At 70.4% G+C, this 18,659-nt stretch carries 11 protein-coding genes; 8 read left to right on the plus strand and 3 right to left on the minus strand.

Features of this window, described 5'->3' with window-relative positions; translation table 11 throughout:
* Positions 1–173: 173 nt before the first annotated feature.
* The 4 genes from ACFXC1_RS21520 (at position 174) to ACFXC1_RS21535 (ending at position 7,567) form a co-directional block, all read left to right on the plus strand.
* Positions 174–2,096 carry an ABC transporter ATP-binding protein gene (locus tag ACFXC1_RS21520; RefSeq protein WP_381244857.1) on the plus strand — a complete coding sequence of 641 codons (1,923 nt, stop codon included), beginning with the start codon at positions 174–176 and terminating at the stop codon, positions 2,094–2,096.
* Complete coding sequence (locus tag ACFXC1_RS21525) at positions 2,093–3,952, plus strand: ABC transporter ATP-binding protein (protein WP_381244859.1); 1,860 nt, start codon at positions 2,093–2,095, stop codon at positions 3,950–3,952. Before ACFXC1_RS21520 ends, ACFXC1_RS21525 begins: the two co-directional genes overlap by 4 nt.
* A 118-nt stretch (positions 3,953–4,070) precedes the next feature.
* Positions 4,071–5,801 (plus strand): ABC transporter ATP-binding protein, encoded by a 1,731-nt coding sequence (locus tag ACFXC1_RS21530; RefSeq protein ID WP_381244861.1) that lies wholly within the window; start codon positions 4,071–4,073, stop codon positions 5,799–5,801.
* Positions 5,798–7,567 (plus strand): ABC transporter ATP-binding protein, encoded by a 1,770-nt coding sequence (locus ACFXC1_RS21535; RefSeq protein ID WP_381244863.1) that lies wholly within the window; start codon positions 5,798–5,800, stop codon positions 7,565–7,567. Before ACFXC1_RS21530 ends, ACFXC1_RS21535 begins: the two co-directional genes overlap by 4 nt.
* A gap of 140 nt (positions 7,568–7,707) precedes the next feature.
* Here the strand turns inward: ACFXC1_RS21535 and ACFXC1_RS21540 are convergent, their stop codons facing one another.
* Both ACFXC1_RS21540 and ACFXC1_RS21545 read right to left on the minus strand, forming a co-directional pair.
* Positions 7,708–8,043 (minus strand): P-II family nitrogen regulator, encoded by a 336-nt coding sequence (locus tag ACFXC1_RS21540; protein ID WP_381244865.1) that lies wholly within the window; start codon positions 8,041–8,043, stop codon positions 7,708–7,710.
* Between the two features lie 21 nt (positions 8,044–8,064).
* A complete protein-coding gene (locus ACFXC1_RS21545; RefSeq protein ID WP_381244867.1) occupies positions 8,065–9,483 on the minus strand; it encodes an ammonium transporter in 1,419 nt (472 codons plus the stop codon).
* 340 nt (positions 9,484–9,823) lie between these two features.
* On the opposite strand from ACFXC1_RS21545, the gene ACFXC1_RS21550 reads away from it, so the two are divergent.
* From ACFXC1_RS21550 to ACFXC1_RS21560, 3 genes are all read left to right on the plus strand, one after another.
* Positions 9,824–11,854 (plus strand): M4 family metallopeptidase, encoded by a 2,031-nt coding sequence (locus tag ACFXC1_RS21550; RefSeq protein WP_381244869.1) that lies wholly within the window; start codon positions 9,824–9,826, stop codon positions 11,852–11,854.
* Between the two features lie 256 nt (positions 11,855–12,110).
* Positions 12,111–13,766 (plus strand): M4 family metallopeptidase, encoded by a 1,656-nt coding sequence (locus tag ACFXC1_RS21555; RefSeq protein ID WP_381244871.1) that lies wholly within the window; start codon positions 12,111–12,113, stop codon positions 13,764–13,766.
* An 82-nt stretch (positions 13,767–13,848) separates the two neighbouring features.
* A complete protein-coding gene (locus tag ACFXC1_RS21560) occupies positions 13,849–14,358 on the plus strand; it encodes a DUF1990 family protein (protein WP_381244872.1) in 510 nt (169 codons plus the stop codon).
* Between the two features lie 87 nt (positions 14,359–14,445).
* Here ACFXC1_RS21560 and ACFXC1_RS21565 read toward each other — a convergent pair whose 3' ends face one another.
* Entirely contained in the window at positions 14,446–17,064 is a 2,619-nt protein-coding gene (locus ACFXC1_RS21565) for a glycosyltransferase family 1 protein (protein WP_381244873.1), read from the minus strand.
* A 214-nt stretch (positions 17,065–17,278) separates the two neighbouring features.
* Here ACFXC1_RS21565 and ACFXC1_RS21570 point away from each other — a divergent pair, with 214 nt between their 5' ends.
* Entirely contained in the window at positions 17,279–18,490 is a 1,212-nt protein-coding gene (locus ACFXC1_RS21570; RefSeq protein ID WP_381244875.1) for a S8 family peptidase, read from the plus strand.
* Positions 18,491–18,659: the final 169 nt, after the last annotated feature.

Raw genomic sequence — 18,659 nt, forward strand, 5'->3', positions numbered from 1 at the left:
TCCCGGGAACGCCGGGTCCGGCACATCGCCCATCGCGCTCGACCGCGCATCAGCCGATCGGTTGATGCGGCGGTACGACCCCTCGGAACCGCAGGTCGTAGGACCAGCGGCGGATCCGGGTCCGGCCAAAACTCGGTGGGCACTGTCAGTGGTGGTCCGTAGGCTCGCCCGTGATGTCGACGACACATGCAACCACCAAGGACCGATCCGCCGCCCGTACGCTCGCGCGGCTGTGGCCGTACGTCCGCCCCGTGCGGGTACGGCTCTTCGCCGCGGCCGGGGTGGCCGTCGTCGCGTCCTGTACGGGGCTGGTGTTCCCGCTCGTCCTGAAGTGGATGGTGGACGGACCGGTCGCCGACCGGGACACGGCGGGCGTGTGGCTCGGGGCGCTGTATCTGCTGCTGCTCGGCATCGCCGAGGCAGGCCTGTTCGGGCTGCGGCGATGGCTGGTGGCCCGGCCGTTGTCACGGGTCGAGGCGGAGATGCGGGCCGATCTGTACCGGCATCTGCAACGGCTCCCGGTCGCCTTCCACGACAGATGGCCCTCGGGTCAGCTCCTCTCCCGGGGCACGACGGACCTGATGCTGCTGCGCATGTTCCTGGCCTTCCCCCTCACATTCCTCCTGGTCAACGCCGTGACAATCCTGGTGGGCGTGATCATCATGCTGCTCCAGGACTGGACACTGGGGCTCGTGATCCTGGGGCCCGCCGTGCCGGTGATCGTCACCTGCGTGATCTTCGAACGGCGGTACGCGCACGTGGCGCGCCTCGCGCAGGACCAGGTCGGCGACCTGACGACGGTCGTCGAGGAGAGCGTCCTCGGCATCCGCATCATCAAGGGCTTCGGCCGGCACCGGAGCCAGGCGCGGGCGTTCCGTGAACTGTCGCGGAAACTGCGCGGCACCGAACTCCGCAAGGCCCGCCTCCTCGCCACGATCTGGGGCGTCATCGTGACCCTGCCCGAGTTGGCTCTCGGGGCCGCGCTGGTGGTGGGGACGGTGCAGGTGGCGGACGGAAACCTGTCCGCCGGCACGTTGGTGGCCTTCCTCTCCACGGCACTGGCACTTCGGTGGCCGGTGGAGTCGATCGGCTTCCTGCTGGCGATGAGCCAGGAGGCGGCGACGGCGACGGAGCGGTTCTTCGAGGTAATGGACGAGACACGGGAGGAGGAAGCGCCCCCAGGCGGCGTGCCCCAAAGGGGCGCGGGGAACTGCGCGACCAGCCCCCACGGACCCGCACCCGAAAACGATGGCATCCGTTTTTCGAACGTCTCCTTCCGCTACCCGGACGCCCCGCCGGATTCCCCACCCATCCTCGACCGCATAGACCTGCACATCAGACCGGGCGAATCCATGGCCCTGGTCGGCGCCACCGGCACGGGCAAGACGACACTCACCGCCCTCGTCCCCCGCCTGCACGAGGTGACATCGGGCCACATCACACTGGACGGCGAGGACATCACGGCGATGCCCCGCGAAGAACTGCGCGCACTCGTTTCCGTGGCCTTCGAGGAACCGACCCTGTTCTCGACCAGCGTCGGCGAAAACGTCCTGATGGGCGCCGAAGAGGGCGCGGGACAACCAGAGTTGGACCGCGCGCTGACGGTCGCCCAGGCAGACTTCGCCCACGCGCTCCCCCAGGGCACGGACACCAAGGTCGGCGAACAGGGCCTGAGCCTCTCCGGCGGCCAGCGCCAACGCCTCGCGCTGGCAAGGGCGGTGGTGGGCAGGCCCCGCTTCCTGGTCCTCGATGACCCGCTCTCCGCACTGGACGTCCACACCGAGGCCGCCGTAGAAGCCGCGCTGCGCGACGTCCTCGCGGACACAACGGCGTTGATCGTGGCCCACCGCCCGTCCACGGTCCTGCTCGCCGACCGCGTGGCCCTGCTGTCGGACGGCCGTATCACTGCGGTGGGCACCCACCAGGAACTCCTGCGCACGAACGCGGAGTACGCGCACTTGATGTCGGGCGCTGAGCGCGAGAACAACACAGCCCACCCAACGCGCCCTGTGGGGGCGCGGGGAACTGCGCGGCCGGCCCCCACCGACCCGCAGCCTCAGAACCACTTGGTTGGTCAGCAGGAGGACGCACAATGACCGCCCCGACCACTTCCGCGTCCACCGCCGACGATCACGAAGAACCCCGGCACCCGACCACCGCAGACGACCCCTTCGACCACGACGTCCTGCCCACTCCCCCGGGCGCGACCACCGCGCTCCTGCGCTCCCTGCTCGCGCCCATGAAGGCCCGCGTCGCCGTCGCGACCCTCCTCCTGCTGCTACAGCAGGCGGCCGTGCAGGTGGGCCCGCTGCTGGTGGCGTACGCCATCGACCGGGCGGTGCCCGCGTTCCGGCACCACGACCACGGGCCGCTGATCGCCGTGGCCGTCGGCTATCTGCTCTGCGCGCTGCTCTCCGGCGGACTCCAGTACGCGTTCATCGGCGCCTCCGCCCGTGTCAACCAGGACGTGCTGCTCGATCTGCGCGGCCGGATCTTCCGGCACGCGCAGGCGCTGAGCATCGACTTCCACGAGCGCTACACGTCCGGCCGGCTCATCTCCCGTTCCACAACGGACATCGAGGCGCTGCGCGAACTGCTCAGCGAGGGCCTCCAGGAGCTGATCACGGTCATCCTGTCGTTCGTCTACATCTCGGCCATGCTGCTCTGGCTGGACCCGGGGCTCGGCGCGGTCGCGGTGGCGTCGTTCGTGCCGCTGTATCTGCTGGTGCGGGTCTACCAGCGGCGCGCGGTGCGGGTGTACGCGGTGCGGTCCACGGCGATCGCTCGGGTGATCGTGAAGTTCGTGGAGACGATGAACGGCATCCGCCCGGTGCGCGCGTTCCGCCGCGAGGCCGTGAACGACGCCGACTTCCGCGTCCTCAACCAGCGGCACGAACGGTCCAACGGCGACGCCCTGTTGGAGATGGCCCGCTATGTCACCGGCTCCCGTCTGGTCGCCAACACGGCGGTCGCGGTGATCGTGCTGTGGGGCGCGAGCAGGGTCGCGGACGGTTCCCTGGAACTGGGCGTGCTGGCGGCGGCCGTGCTGTATCTACGGCGGCTCTACGACCCGATCGACCGGCTCGGCATGTTCCTCAACTCCTACCAGTCGGCCGCCGCGTCCCTGGAGAAGATCGCGGGCCTGCTGGCCCAGACCCCGTCCGTTCCCGAGCCCTCAACTCCCGGGCGGCTCCCCGAACTTGAGTCGGAGCAGCCCGGCCGCGAGGTCGTCTTCGACGGGGTCCGCTTCGCCTACCGCACCGGCGGCGAGGTGCTGCCCGTCCTCGACCTCACGCTCCCCGCCGGTCAGACGGTCGCCGTGGTCGGCTCCACTGGCGCCGGCAAGTCCACCCTGGCCAAGCTGCTGGCCCGCTTCTACGACCCCTCGGACGGGCGGGTGCTGCTCGACGGCGTGGACCTGCGCGAGCTGTCCGGGCCCGAACTGCGGCGCGGGGTGGTGATGGTGACGCAGGAGGCGTTCCTGTTCTCCGGCACGGTCGCCGAGAACATCGCGATCGGCCGCCCGGACGCGCCGCGCGAGGAGATCGAGCGGGCCGCGAAGGCGATCGGCGCGCACGACTTCATCAGCGCGCTCCCCGACGGCTACGACACGGACGTACGCAAACGGGGCGGCCGCATCTCGGCCGGCCAGCGCCAACTCGTCGCGTTCGCACGGGCGTTGCTCGCCGACCCGGCGGTACTGATCCTGGACGAGGCGACCAGCTCACTCGACGTCCCGGGCGAACAGGCCGTCCAGCGCGCCATGTCCACGGTCCTGCGCGGCCGCACGGCAGTGGTGATCGCCCACCGCCTGTCCACCGTCGAGATCGCCGACCGGGTACTGGTCATGGAACACGGCCGGATCGTCGAGGACGGCACCCCGGCCGAACTCATCACGGGGACAGGGAGATTCTCGGACCTGCACCGGGCTTGGCGGGACAGCCTGGCGTGAGGGGCCGCGCCCGATATTCGATGGGCAACCGCGCTCACGCTCGGTAATCTTCGAGGTCTCCAACCACACCGGGATCGCTCACGGCTGCCCGCGTTCAGCGGCCTGGGCAAGGAGGCACATGATCGACGCGTACGAGGATCCGGGGACACCCGACTGTCGGGGCGGCTGGCGTTTCCTGTGGTGGCTGGTGATGCGGCAGCGGTGGCGGGCGGTGTCCGGGGCGCTGCTGTCGAGTGTCTGGATGGTGCTGATGGCGGCGGCGCCGTATCTGATGGCCCGGGCCGTCGACGACGGGCTTGTGCCGGGGCATCTGGGCACACTGGCCTGGTGGACCGGGGCACTGTTCGTGGTCGGGGCGGTCAACTCGTGGCTGAGCATCATGCGGCACCGCACCATGACCCGCGTGCGCATGGACGCCAACTTCCGCACGGTGAAGCTGATCGTGGGCCAGGCGGTCCGGCTGGGCGCCGTGCTGTCGCGCCGGGCGCGGGCGGGCGAGGTCATCACGATCGGCGTCGGCGACGTGTGGACGATCGCCCAGTCCCTGACCGTCGTAGGCCCGGGCTTCGGCGCCCTCGTCGTCTACGGCGTGGTGGCCGGGGTGCTGCTGTCGATCTCGGCGCCGCTGGCCGCCGTAGTACTGCTGGGTGTGCCGGTGATCGCGCTGCTCGCGGGGCCGTTGACCCGGCGGCTGCAGGGTGTGGAGACCGAGTACCGGGAGCGGCAGAGCGTGCTGACCGCGCGTATCGCCGATCTGTCGGGTGGTCTGCGGGTCCTCAACGGGCTCGGTGGCAAAGGGCTGTTCGCGGACGCGTTCCGGCGTGACTCGCAGCGGCTGCGGCGGCAGGGCTACCGGGTGGGCTCGGTGGCCAGCTGGGTGCAGGCGATCGGGGTCGGGCTGCCGACCCTGTTCCTCGCCGTGGTGACCTGGCTCGCGGCCCGGCTGGCGGCCCAAGGGCAGCTCAGCGTGGGCGAGTTGGTCGCCGTGTACGGCTATGTCGCGGTCCTGGTGGGCCCGGTCGCCTTCTTCGTGCAGATGGTCTACGAGCTGAGCCGGGGTGTGGTGGCCGCGCGCCGGGTCGTACGGCTGCTGGCGCTCCAGCCCGAGGCGGACACGGGCACGTCGGCCGCGCCCGCCGAACCGGCCGCCCTGCACGACCCCGACTCGGGTGTGCGGGTGCTGCCGGGGCGGCTGACCGCGCTGGTCGGGGCGCGGCCCGGGGAGACGCTGGCCGTGGTCGACCGGCTCGGCCGGTACGGGCCGTCCCGGGTCACCTGGGGCGGGGTCGCGCTCGACGCGATTCCGCTGGACCAGGTCAGGTCCCGGATCCTGGTCGCGGACAACGAGGCCGACCTGTTCGCCGGACCGCTGCGGGAGGTGGTGTCCGGGCGCCGGGAGCGGTCGGCGGAGGCGCTGGCGAAGGCCGTGTTCGCGGGTGCCGCCGACGACATCGTGCAGGGGCTGCCGGAGGGTCTGGACTCGCTGGTGGCCGCGCAGGGCCGCAGCCTCTCCGGCGGGCAGCGCCAACGGGTGCGGCTGGTAAGGGCGTTGCTCGCCGAGCCCGAGGTGCTGCTCGCGGTGGAGCCGACCTCGGCGCTGGACGCCCACACGGAGGCGGCGGTCGCCCGGCGGCTGCGCGAGGCGCGCTCGGGCCGTACGACGGTGGTGACCACGACGTCCCCGCTGGTCCTGGACCAGGCGGACACCGTGCTCTACCTGGTCGACGGCAAGGTCGCGGCCGGCGGCGACCACCGCCGGCTGCTGGCGCAGGAGCCCGGCTACCGCGCACTGGTGGCCCGGGACGCGGGTGCGGACGCGGACGCCGACACGGAGGAGGTCGTACGGTGACGGCGGACAAGGGACAACTCCCCATCGCCGAGCGGGCCGAGGTGCGTCGGGCCGCGGTCCGGCTGATCCGGGTGGACCGGCGGGCGTTCGCCGTCGTGCTGGTGGTGAACGCGCTGGCCGCCGCGGCCGGGCTGGCCGGCCCGTGGCTGCTCGGGCGGATCGTGGACGATGTGCGGGCCGGGGCCGGGGTGGGGGTCGTGGACCGGCTGGCTCTGGTCATCGTGGTGTGTTCCGTGGCCCAACTGCTGCTGGCGCGCTGGGCGCGGTACGTGGGGTACCGGTTCGGGGAGCGCACGCTGGCCCGGGTCCGGGAGGACTTCGTGGACCGGGCGCTGGCGCTGCCCGCGTCGGTGGTGGAGCGGGCCGGGACGGGCGATCTGACGGCGCGCGGCACCTCCGACGTGGCGACCGTGGGCACGACTCTTCGGGACGTCGCGCCCGAACTGCTGGTCTGCTCCGTGCAGGCGCTGTTCGTGATGGGCGCGGTGTTCGCGCTCGATCCGCTGCTCGGTCTGTTCGGGGTGGTCGGTCTGACGCCGATCTGGTTCGCGCTGCGCTGGTATCTGCGCCGGGCCCGGGACGGCTATCTCGCGGAGGGCGCGGCGATGTCGGAGGTCGCCGAGATCCTCACGGCGACGGCGTCCGGGGCGCGCACGGTGGAGGCGTTCCGGCTCCAGGAGCGGCGGGTCACGGCGAGCCGGGACACGCTGGACACCACCAAGCGGGCCCGGTTGTACACGCTGTTCCTGCGGTCCGTGTTCTTCCCCGCGGTCGAGGTGTCGTACACGATCCCGGTGGCGGGCGTGCTGCTGGTCGGCGGGTGGCTGCACGGGCGCGGGGCGGTGGGTGTGGGTGCGGTGGTGTCGGCCGCGCTGTATCTGCGGCAGTTCACCGAGCCGCTGGACCAGATCCTGATGCGGGTCGAGCAACTGCAGAGCAGCGGCGCCTCGTTCGCCCGGGTGGAGGGGCTGGCCCGGGCGCCGCGGGCGGAGGGTGACGGGGACGCGCCGGCTCCGGCGGACGACCGGATCGATGTGACCGGCGTGCGGTACGCCTACGAGCGCGGCGGCGAGGTGCTGCACGGCGTGGACCTGTCGGTACGGCCGGGCGAACGGCTCGCTGTCGTCGGCCCGTCGGGCGCCGGCAAGACCACGCTGAGCCGGCTGCTGGCGGGCGTCGACGCGCCGACCGAGGGCACGGTGACCGTGGGCGGGGTGCCGGTCTCCGGACTCTCACCGGAGACACTGCGCCGCCAGGTGGTGCTGGTCACCCAGGAGCACCACGTCTTCCTGGGCTCGGTCCGCGAGAACCTCCTGATCGCCGAACCGGCCGCCACGGACGAGGAGTTGTGGGCGGCGCTGGCGGCGGTCGGCGCGGAGGAGTGGGTACGCGAACTGCCCGACGGTCTCAACACCCCGCTGGGCGCGGACGGTCGGGCCACGGACGGCTCCCAGGCCCAGCAACTCGCCCTGGCCCGCGTCGTATTGGCCGACCCGCACACCCTGATCCTGGACGAGGCGACGGCCCTCCTCGACCCCGCCACGGCCCGCCACACCGAACGCGCCCTGGCCGCCGTACTGGAGGGCCGCACCGTCATCGCCATCGCGCACCGCCTCCACACCGCCCACGACGCGGACCGGGTGGCGGTCATGGAGAACGGGCTGCTGACCGAACTCGGGCCGCACGAGGAGCTGGTGGCGGCGGAGGGCGCGTACGCGGCGCTGTGGCATTCGTGGCACGGGGACGGGCGGGCGTCGGGTGGCTGACGCCGGGCGGTTCTCGCCCCCTCCGCCCCTTCCCGTCCCGTCCCTGGGGGCTCCGCCCCCAGACCCCCCGTCGGCCCGAACGGCCTCGTCCTCAAACGCCGGACGGGCTGAAAGGCAGACACCGTCAGGCAGTTGACGACTCACACCGCGTCCGGCCCCCGCTCCCGCGTCCTGATCCGTACCACCTCCTCCACCGGAGTCACCCACACCGTGCCGCCGCCCGTGCCGCGGGCGCCCGCGGCGCGGATGACCCGGACGAGGTCGGTCGCGTCGAAGTCGAGGGTGAGGATGTCGAGCCGGAGCTGCGGGAAGAGGTTGACCCTGAACTCGCTGCCCCGGTAGACCTCGACCCGGCTCGGCCGCGGCTCGTACGCCCGCACCTCGGTCACGGTCACTCCCCGCACCCCGAACGACTGGAGGGCTTTCATGACGTCGGGAACACGGTGGGGCGGGAGGACCGCGGTCACGAGTTTCACCGGTCCTCAACTCCGGTCATTTCAGGTGGAGTCCGGTTCCTTGGCCTTCTCGGCGGCCGGTGCCGACGCAACCGCCACCGGTTCCGGCGCCGACGTCACCGCCGACTCCGTCGGATACGCCTCCTCGTCGTGGACCGCGAGGTCGCCGCTCTCCAACACCTCGTCCGGCGCGCGGAGTTTCACGAACAGGCCGATCGCCTTGAGGATGAGGAAGGTCATCACCGCGTCGTAGAGGATGACCGTGCCGGCCGAACCCGCCTGTTTCCAGAGCTGGTCGAGGTTGCCGTAGAGCCAGCCGCTGGTGGAGAACGCCGTGGAGCCGTCCTTGTTGAGGTACACGGCGACCGCCGGGTCGGCGAAGATGCCGACGAGCATTCCGCCGGCGAGGCCCGCGATGCCGTGGGTGTAGACGACGCCGAGCGCGTCGTCGACCTTGTTGAACGGCGGGACCTTGGACAGGTAGTTCCAGGCCAGCCAGACGATCGAGGACGCGATGATGCCGATGTAGATCGCGCCGATCCCGCTGACGAACCCGGCCGCCGGGGTGATCGCGACCAGGCCGACGATCATGCCGTTGATGCCGCCGAGGAAGGTCGGCTTGCGCTGCGGGCCGACGAACATGTCCCAGAACACCCACACCAGCAGGGCAACCGCCGTACAGAGGTTGGTGTTGAGGACCGCGACCGCCGCGTTGTGGCCGCCGAAGTACATGTCGCCGCCGTTGAATCCGTTCCAGCCGAGCCAGAGGATGCCCGCGCCGACGGCCACCATGGGGAGGTTGTTGGGCACGCCGTGGGCGCGGTCGCGGGCGAGACGGGGACCGATCACGGCCGCTGCCACGAAGCCCGAGGTGCCCGCGGCGAGGTGGATGACGTAGCCGCCGGAGTAGTCGAGCGCGCCCTTGGCCGCCCACCAGCCGCCGCCCCACAGCAGGAAGGCGTTGACCGTGTAGACGAGCGTCGACCAGAGCGGGACGAAGAGCAGCCACGCGCGGATGTTCATGCGGCCGATCACGCTGCCCATGAACAGGAGCGGGGTGATCGCCGCGAACGCGAAGTGGAAGTAGGCGAGCGTGGACTGCGGGAAGTGGAAGCTCGGCATCAGGTCGTTGCCGTTGACGAGCGGTATCCACGCCTGTTGCTGTTCGCTCGCCGAACCGACGATGGTGCCGGGCCGGCCGACGAACGCGCCGAGGATGCCGGGCCAACTGGAGTTCAGGGGTTCGCCGAACCCCATCTTGAACTCCCAGAGGACCCAGCCGACCAGGACCAGCGAGAAGCCGGTGAAGGCCATGAACATGGTGTTCACGACCCACTTGCGCTGGACCAGGCCGCCGTAGAGGATCGCGATGCCGGGGATGCTCATCAGTCCGACGAGTGTCGCCGCGACGAGCTGCCAGGCGTTGTCGCCCGCGTCCAGCCAGTTGGGATAAGGAATCACTGCAACCGTCAACTCCCCTCGTGGGAGCGGCGGTCCGGCAGGACCGCCGGTTGCACGGCAGGATCGTGCCGGATCTTTTACGGGTTGGTTCCGGGGGCATGTCGGCCGGGAAAATTTCTGTTCACGGTCAAAGAAGCGTCAAGTGCCGCTCCGTATAGCGGACATGAACACCCGGACAACGAACGAATTCCGGCCAAGTTCCTGACGCGCTCCTGACAGAAAGCGCGAGCTGGTGCCACTCTTCCCACTGGCGCTTCACAGCAACCCCACAGCTTCACTCCTGTGATCCCTGTGATCTCCCCTGGTCGCGCGATCCGCGACCGTCCTGAAGGAGTCAGTGTTGAGAAGCAATTCCTCGCGCAGACGCACCTCCCACATAGTCGCCGTCGCCGGCGTCACCGCTCTGCTCGCCGCGGCCGTCCAGGCGGGCGCGACCTCCTCCGCCGCACCGGCCAAACCCCTTGCCAGCAAGGGGAATCCGGCGCACATGGCCCTCTCGCTCTCCCCCTCGCAGCGCGCCGAGCTGCTCCGCGACGCCGAGTCGGCGCGGACCACCACCGCCAAGGACATCGGCCTCGGCGCCAAGGAGACGCTCGTCGCCCGTGACGTCATCAAGGACGCCGACGGCACGGTCCACACCCGCTACGAGCGCACCTACGCCGGACTCCCCGTCCTCGGCGGCGACCTGGTCGTCGACACCGCCAAGTCGGGCGCCACCGAGCGCGTCATCAAGGCGACCAACGCCACCATCAAGGTCGCCGACCTCACCCCGAGCGTCGCCACCGCGACCGCTGAGAAGCAGGCCGTCTCCCGCGCCAAGGCCCTCGGCTCCACCAAGTCGGCCGCGGACTCGGCCCGCAAGGTGATCTGGGCGGCGAGCGGCAGGCCGGTCCTCGCCTACGAGACGGTCGTCGGCGGCCTCCAGGACGACGGCACCCCGAACCAGCTGCACGTCATCACCGACGCGGCCACCGGCAAGAAGCTGTACGAGTACCAGGGCATCGAGAACGCCACCGGCACGGGCAACACCCAGTACAGCGGCGCGGTCTCGCTGACGACGACCCAGTCGGGCTCCAACTACAACCTGACCGACGGCGACCGCGGCGGCCACAAGACATACAACCTCAACCACGGCACCTCGGGCACCGGCACCCTGTTCTCCCAGACCAGCAACACCTGGGGCAACGGCACCACGTCGAACGCGGCGACGGCCGGCGCCGACGCGCACTACGGCGCGGCGGAGACCTGGGACTTCTACAAGAACACGTTCGGCCGCAGCGGCATCAAGAACAACGGTGTCGGCGCCTACTCCCGTGTCCACTACGGGAATTCGTACGTCAACGCGTTCTGGGACGACAGCTGCTTCTGCATGACGTACGGCGACGGCTCCGGCAACGCGGACCCGCTGACGGCGCTGGACGTGGCGGGCCACGAGATGTCGCACGGTGTCACGGCGGCGACCGCGGGCCTCAACTACAGCGGTGAGTCGGGCGGGTTGAACGAGGCGACCTCCGACATCTTCGGCACCTCCGTCGAGTTCTACGCCAACAACTCGACCGACGTGGGCGACTACCTCATCGGCGAGAAGATCGACATCAACGGCGACGGCACCCCGCTGCGTTACATGGACAAGCCGAGCAAGGACGGCGGCAGCGCGGACAGTTGGTACTCGGGGGTCGGCAACCTCGACGTGCACTACTCGTCGGGTGTGGCCAACCACTTCTTCTATCTGCTGAGCGAGGGCAGCGGCGCCAAGGTCATCAACGGCGTCAGCTACAACTCGCCCACCTCGGACGGCCTTCCGGTCACCGGCATCGGCCGGGACAAGGCCGACCAGATCTGGTACCGCGCGCTCACCACGAAGTTCACGTCCACCACCAACTACGCGGCGGCCCGCACCGGGACGCTCGCGGCGGCCGGTGAGCTGTACGGCACGACGGGCGCCGAGTACAAGGCGGTGCAGGACGCGTGGGCGGCCGTGGCGGTCGGTGCGCGCTCCGGTGGTGGCGGCGGCGGTACCGGTACGTCGTTCGAGAACACGGCCGACGTGTCGATTCCGGACAACGGAGCGGCGGTCACGTCCTCGGTCACCGTGTCCGGGCGGACGGGCAACGCCCCGTCGAACCTCGCGGTCACCGTCGACATCGTGCACACCTGGCGCGGCGACCTGGTGATCGACCTGGTGGCCCCGGACGGGTCGACGTACCGGCTGAAGAACTCCAGCTCGTCCGACTCGGCGGACAACGTACAGGCGACCTACACGGTCGACGCGTCCTCCGAAGTGGCCAACGGCGTCTGGAAGTTGAAGGTCCAGGACGTGGCGGCACAGGACACCGGCTACATCAACAGCTGGAAGCTTACGTTCCCGTAAAAACCAGCCGTCCACTTCAGGCCGCACAAACATGGCGCCGTCCCGGGGTTTCAACTCCGGGGCGGCGCCCTGTTGTGGACGTTTACATTGCCGCAACGTTCATCGGACAGTCGATTTTCAGCCAACATCACTTCGGGGTCCTGACATGTACGCGCCCCTAATGCCAGTCTTCCCTCACGCCGCTTCAGCACAGCCAATTCACATCGCTCCGGTCGGTAACCCCACGCCGTCCGGACTCCCCCACAGAGGAGCTTGCGTGACCCCCCTCTACGCGCGTCACAAGCGCACCACCCTGGCCATCGCCACCGCGGTGGCCGCAGGCGCACTGCTCGCCACCGGTGTCACCACCGGTGCCTCCGCCCAGCCCGCCACGGGCAAGGCGGCCCCCCTCGCCGCGGCCCCGCAGCTGCTCTCCAACTCCGCGCGTGCCGCGCTGGTCAAGGAGAAGCAGGCCGACGCGGCCGAGACGGCCACGCAGATAGGCCTCGGCACCAAGGAGAAGCTGGTCGTCAAGGACGTCGTCAAGGACGTCGACGGCACGGTCCACACCCGCTACGAGCGCACCTACGCGGGCCTCCCGGTGCTCGGTGGCGACCTGGTCGTCCACACCTCGCCGGCCGGCAAGACCGAGGGTGTCACCAAGGCGCACTCGGCGGCCATCAAGGTCGCCACCGTCACGCCGAAGATCACGGTCGCCAAGGCCGAGAAGCAGGCGCTGACCGCCGCGAAGGCCGCCGGTTCGGACAAGACCGCCGCCGACGGTGCCCGCAAGGTCATCTGGGCCGGCGGCGCCACCCCCGTCCTCGCCTACGAGACGATCGTCGGCGGCCTCCAGGACGACGGCACCCCGAACCAGCTGCACGTCATCACCGACGCGGCCACCGGCAAGAAGCTCTTCGAGTACCAGGGCATCGAGAACGCCACGGGCACCGGCAAGACCCTGTACTCGGGCACCGTCAGCCTCACCACCACGCTGTCGGGCACGACGTACTCGCTGACCGACGCCTCGCGCGGCAGCCACAAGACGTACAACCTGAAGCACGGGACGTCCGGCACCGGCACCCTGTTCACCAACACCACCAACACGTGGGGCACCGGCGCCGCCTCCAGCTCCACCACCGACGTGACCGCCGCCGCGGACGCCGCCTACGGCGCCCAGGAGACGTGGGACTTCTACAAGGACACGTTCGGCCGCAGCGGCATCAAGAACAACGGTGTCGGCGCCTACTCCCGCGTGCACTACGGCAGTTCGTACGTGAACGCGTTCTGGGACGACAGCTGCTTCTGCATGACCTACGGCGACGGCTCGGGCAACACCCACCCGCTCACCTCGCTGGACGTGGCCGGCCACGAGATGAGCCACGGCGTCACCGCCAACACCGCGGGCCTGAACTACTCGGGCGAGTCCGGTGGCCTGAACGAGGCGACCTCGGACATCTTCGGCACCGGCGTGGAGTTCTACGCCAACAACTCGTCCGACCCGGGTGACTACCTCATCGGCGAGAAGATCGACATCAACGGCGACGGCAGCCCGCTGCGCTACATGGACCAGCCCAGCAAGGACGGCGGCTCCGCCAACTACTGGTCCTCCTCGGTCGGCAACCTCGACGTGCACTACTCGTCGGGCGTCGCGAACCACTTCTTCTACCTCCTCTCGGAGGGCAGCGGTTCGAAGACCATCAACGGGGTGACCTACAACTCCCCGACGTACAACGGCGCCACGCTCGCCGGCATCGGCCGCGCCAAGGCGCTGCAGATCTGGTACAAGGCGCTGACGACGTACTTCACGTCGACCACCAACTACAAGTCGGCCCGCACCGGCACGCTCAGCGCGGCGGCGGCTCTGTACGGCTCCGGCTCCGCCGAGTACGCGGCGGTGGCCGCGACCTGGACGGCCGTCAACGTCACCTGACAGCCGCTGAGTTGACAGCCAAGCAGTAAGGGCGGTACCCGGAGCGAAGGCATCTCCGGGTACCGCCCTACTCTTGGGTCCCATGTCCTTCACGTACGACGACGTCGGCGCGACCCGCGAACGAGGCTTCTGCCCTCCGGGCTTCCACCCCCTCTATGTGCGCACGCGGATCGGCGAGGGCGAGAAGGTCTTCCGCCGGGCGTCCGAAGCGGTCCTGACCTGGGAACTGCACCGCGAGATGGGCGTAGGCATCGAGGCGAGCGCAGAAAAAGCGGCCCCCGGCGTAGACGTGACGGTCACTCTCGCCGGCCTCATCAAAGCCCCCTGCCGCATCGTCTGGACGGTGGAGGAACACCGCAGGTCCGGCTGGGCCTACGGCACCCTCCCCGGCCACCCCGAATCCGGCGAGGAGGCCTTCGTGGTCGACCGCACCGGCGACGGCACGGTCTGGCTGACGGTGTCCGCCTTCAGCCGCGGCGCCAAGTGGTACGCACGGCTGGGCGGCCCGGCGACGCGGGGCTTGCAGCACGCGTACGCGCGCCGAATAGGCAGCACGCTGCGGCAGATGTGCGCGCCGTACTCGGAGGTGTGAGGGGCCTGGCGCCCCTAAAGGGCCGCAGGCCCCTTCAGGGGCGCGGGGAACTGCGCGACCAGCCACAACGGACCCGCGGCCGAAGCACTAGCGCATCAACACCCCCGCCCCCTCCACCCCGTCCTCAGAAGGCACCGCCACCAACCCCAACTCCGCACTGGACGCAAGCAGTCGATGCGCGGGCAGGATCCGGACCGTGTATCCATAGGGCCCGGTGCGATCAAGCGCAAGCGGCCCCTCGTACAGCCAGTGGCCCTCCGCATCCGGACCCCCCGCCGGCTTCAGCGGGACCGTCGTCGCGTCGCCGATCCGGTCCTCCGGGTCCACGCGGCCCGAGACCGCCTGCACTTCCACATCGTCCGGGCCGAGCCCGCCCAGCCCGACCCGCACGCGCAGACTCAGCGTCGTACCGAGTTCCGCGGTAGCCGTAGCGGCCGACGTCTCGACGTGGTCGACGGTCACCCCGTGCCAGGCGGCCCGCACCCGCCCCTTCCAGGCGGCGAGTTCACGGGCCGCGTCGGGGGTCATCGTGCGGTGGGCGTGCGCGGCGGGGGCGTAAAGGCGCTCCACGTACTCGCGGACCATCCGGCCGGCCAGCACCTTCGGGCCGAGCAGCGTCAGTGTCTGGCGGACCATCTCGATCCAGCGGTCGGGCAGTCCGTCCTGGCCTCGCTCGTAGAAACGCGGGGTGACGCGCTGTTCCAGGAGGTCGTAGAGCGCGGCGGCCTCGACGTCGTCGCGGTGGTCGGGGTCCGTGCCGGTGCCGTCGGCCGTGGGGATGGCCCAGCCGAAGTCGGGCTGGAACCACTCGTCCCACCAGCCGTCCAGGACCGAGAGGTTGAGACAGCCGTTCAGGGCCGCCTTCATTCCGCTCGTGCCGCACGCCTCCAGCGGGCGGAGCGGGTTGTTGAGCCAGATGTCGCAGCCGGGGTAGAGCTTCTGCGCCATCGCCATGCCGTAGTCGGGGAGGAAGACGATGCGGTGGCGGACGCGCGGGTCGTCCGCGAACTTCACGAGCTCCTGGACGAGGCGCTTGCCGCCGTCGTCCGCCGGGTGCGCCTTGCCCGCCACCACGATCTGGATCGGGTGGTCCGGGTGCAGGAGGAGGTCCATCAGCCGGTCGCGGTCGCGCAGCATCAGCGTCAGGCGTTTGTACGACGGGACGCGGCGGGCGAAGCCGATGGTGAGGACGTCGGGGTCGAGGACGCCGTCGATCCAGCCCAACTCGGCCGATCCCGCGCCGCGTTGGCGCCAGGAGGCGCGCAGCCGCTCCCGTACCTCCACGACGAGCTGTTCGCGCAGATCGCGGCGGAGTTCCCAGATGTCCTGGTCCGGGATCTCCGCGACCGCGTCCCAGCGGTCCGAGCCGCCGACCGACATCGCGTCCTCGGTGCGCTGGGCGCCGATCTGCCGGGCGCCGAGCCGGAACACCTCGGGGGCGACCCAGGTCGGCGCGTGCACGCCGTTGGTGACGGAGGTGATCGGCACCTCCTCCGGGTCGAAGCCCGGCCACAGGCCGGAGAACATCTCGCGGCTGACCTGGCCGTGCAACAGCGAGACGCCATTGGCGCGTTGGCCGAGGCGCAGGCCCATGACAGCCATGTTGAAGAGGTTGGGTTCGCCGCCCGGGTAGGTCTCCATGCCCAGCCGGAGGATGTTTCCGACGTCTATGCGCGGGAGTTCGGCGTCCGGCCCGAAGTGGGTGGCCACCAATTCGCGGTCGAAGCGGTCGATTCCGGCCGGGACGGGGGTGTGCGTGGTGAAGACCGTGCCGGCCCGTACCGCCTCCAGGCCCGCGTCGAAGTCCAGCCCGGCGTCGCAGAGTTCGGCGATCCGCTCCAGGCCGAGGAAGCCCGCGTGGCCCTCGTTGGTGTGGAACACCTCGGGCTCGGGGTGACCGGTGAGGCGACAGTACGTCCGTACCGCCCGCACACCCCCTATGCCGAGCAACATCTCCTGGAGCAGCCGGTGTTCGCTGCCGCCGCCGTAGAGGACATCGGTCACCCCGCGGGCGCCGAGGTCGTTCTCCTCGACGTCGGAGTCGAGCATCAGCAGCGGCACCCGGCCGACCTGCGCGAGCCAGATCCGGGCGCGCAGCGAGCGGCCGCCGGGCAGGGCGATGGCGACCTGGGCCGGGGATCCGTCGTCCTCCCGGAGCAGTGCCACCGGGAGTTCGTTGGGGTCGAGGACGGGATAGGTCTCCTGCTGCCAGCCGTCCCGGGACAGGGACTGGCGGAAGTAGCCGTGCCGGTAGAGGAGTCCGACGCCGATCAGCGGTACGCCGAGGTCGCTGGCCGATTTGAGATGGTCGCCGGCGAGGATGCCGAGGCCGCCGGAGTACTGGGGCAGGGCGGCCGTGACGCCGAACTCGGGTGAGAAGTAGGCGACGGCCGCGGGCAGTTCACCGGACTGGGCCTGGTACCAGCGGTCGCCGCCCACATAGTCGGCGAGATCGCCGGCGACCTCGGTGAGCCGGCGCAGGAAGCGGTGGTCCTCGGCCAGCTCCGCGAGCCGCTCGGCGGAGACGCTGCCGAGCAGTCGTACCGGATCGCCTTCGGAGGCGGTCCAGCGCTCGGGATCGACGGACTGGAAGAGATCGCGGGTTTCCGCGTGCCAGGACCAGCGCAGATTGCGCGCCAGATCGCTGAGCGGCCGGAGGGGTTCGGGGAGAACGGGACGGACGGTGAATCGACGGATCGCCTTCACAGCTCCACCTTGCGCGTTCGCTGGATGACACACGGCAATGTGCGTCGTCGTCTCTCAAGAAGGTACCGGTGGTGGTGCGGGCGTCGCTGGGGACTGCGGGCCCGCACCGAAGATGAACCGTCCTGGGCCGAAAAGGGCCCGTCATGCGCCCTTGTGGTGCTTCGCACCGCACGAGAGGCTGCCCAGTGGAGAGTTGAAGGAGGGGAACTCGACCATGGCACGGACGCGTACGCGGCGTCTGCGCCGGGCGGGGGGACTGACCGCGGTCGCCACAGCCGTGGTGTTTTCGGCCATCACCCTGCCCGCGCACGCCGCACCGGAGGGGACCATACTCGGCGCCGGCGCACCCGGCTCCGTCAGCGGCAGTTACCTGGTGACGCTCAAGGGGGGAACGGAGGCTCCGTCGGCAGCCGGAAAAGGCCTGGCCGAGAAGTACGGGGCGAAAATAAGCCACACCTACGGCACGGCCCTGAACGGCTACGCCGTCGAGGCGAACGAGAGACAGGCGAGACTTCTCGCGGCGGACCCGAGGGTCGCCTCGGTCGCCCAGGACACCCGCGTGACCCTGGCCAGCAGCAGCCGCACCGAGCGCAACCCGCCGTCCTGGGGCCTGGACCGCCTCGACCAGCCGAGCCTGCCGCTGGACAAGAGCTACACCTCGCCGGACTCCGGGGGCGGCGGGGTGACGGTGTACGTGATCGACACCGGCATCCGCATCACCCACAAGGACTTCGGCGGCCGGGCGAGCTACGGCTGGGACTTCGTCGACGACGACGCCACCGCCCAGGACGGCAACGGCCACGGCACCCATGTCGCGGGCACGATCGCCGGCACCACGTACGGCGTCGCCAAGAAGGCCAAGGTGGTCGCCGTCCGGGTCCTGGACAACGCGGGAGCCGGTACGACCTCGCAGGTCATCGCGGGGATCGACTGGGTCACGCAGCACGCGCACAAACCGGCGGTGGCCAATCTCAGCCTCGGCGGCTACCACAACGCCCAGCTCGACGCCGCCGTACGCAACTCGATCGCCTCCGGAGTCACCTACACGGTGGCGGCGGGCAACGACGGGCTGTCGGCCGGCCTGTACTCCCCCGCCGACGTGAAGGAGGCGATCACGGTCGGCGCCACCGACCGCACCGACGCCCGGGCGGCCTTCTCGAACTTCGGCCCGGCCGTCGACCTGTTCGCCCCGGGCGTCTCGATCACCTCGGCGACGTACACGAGCGACACGGCGAAGGCGACCTTCTCCGGTACGTCGATGGCGTCGCCGCACGCGGCCGGCGCGGCGGCGGTCCATCTCGGCGCCCACCCGCGCGCCACGCCCGCACAGGTGTCCAGGGCGCTCGTCGCGGGGGCGGTTTCCGGCAAGGTGTCCGGTGAAGGGATCGGTTCGCCGGACAAACTTCTGCAGGTACCCCGGTCGTAGTGCGGGAGTGACGGCTCCGGCCCCGTTCGCCCAGGACGGGGCCGGATCTTTCGTGGAGATCTGCTGGTAAGTAGTTGGCAACCTGCCGGATTGCTAACCCGAATAGGGTGGGAAGGCTCCACCGGTACACCCCCAGACGCAGCACGGGATCTCCTTCGCAGGACCCACC

The organism is Streptomyces hokutonensis (genome assembly GCF_042751305.1).
GTDB classification, from domain to species: Bacteria; Actinomycetota; Actinomycetes; order Streptomycetales; family Streptomycetaceae; genus Streptomyces; species Streptomyces hokutonensis_A.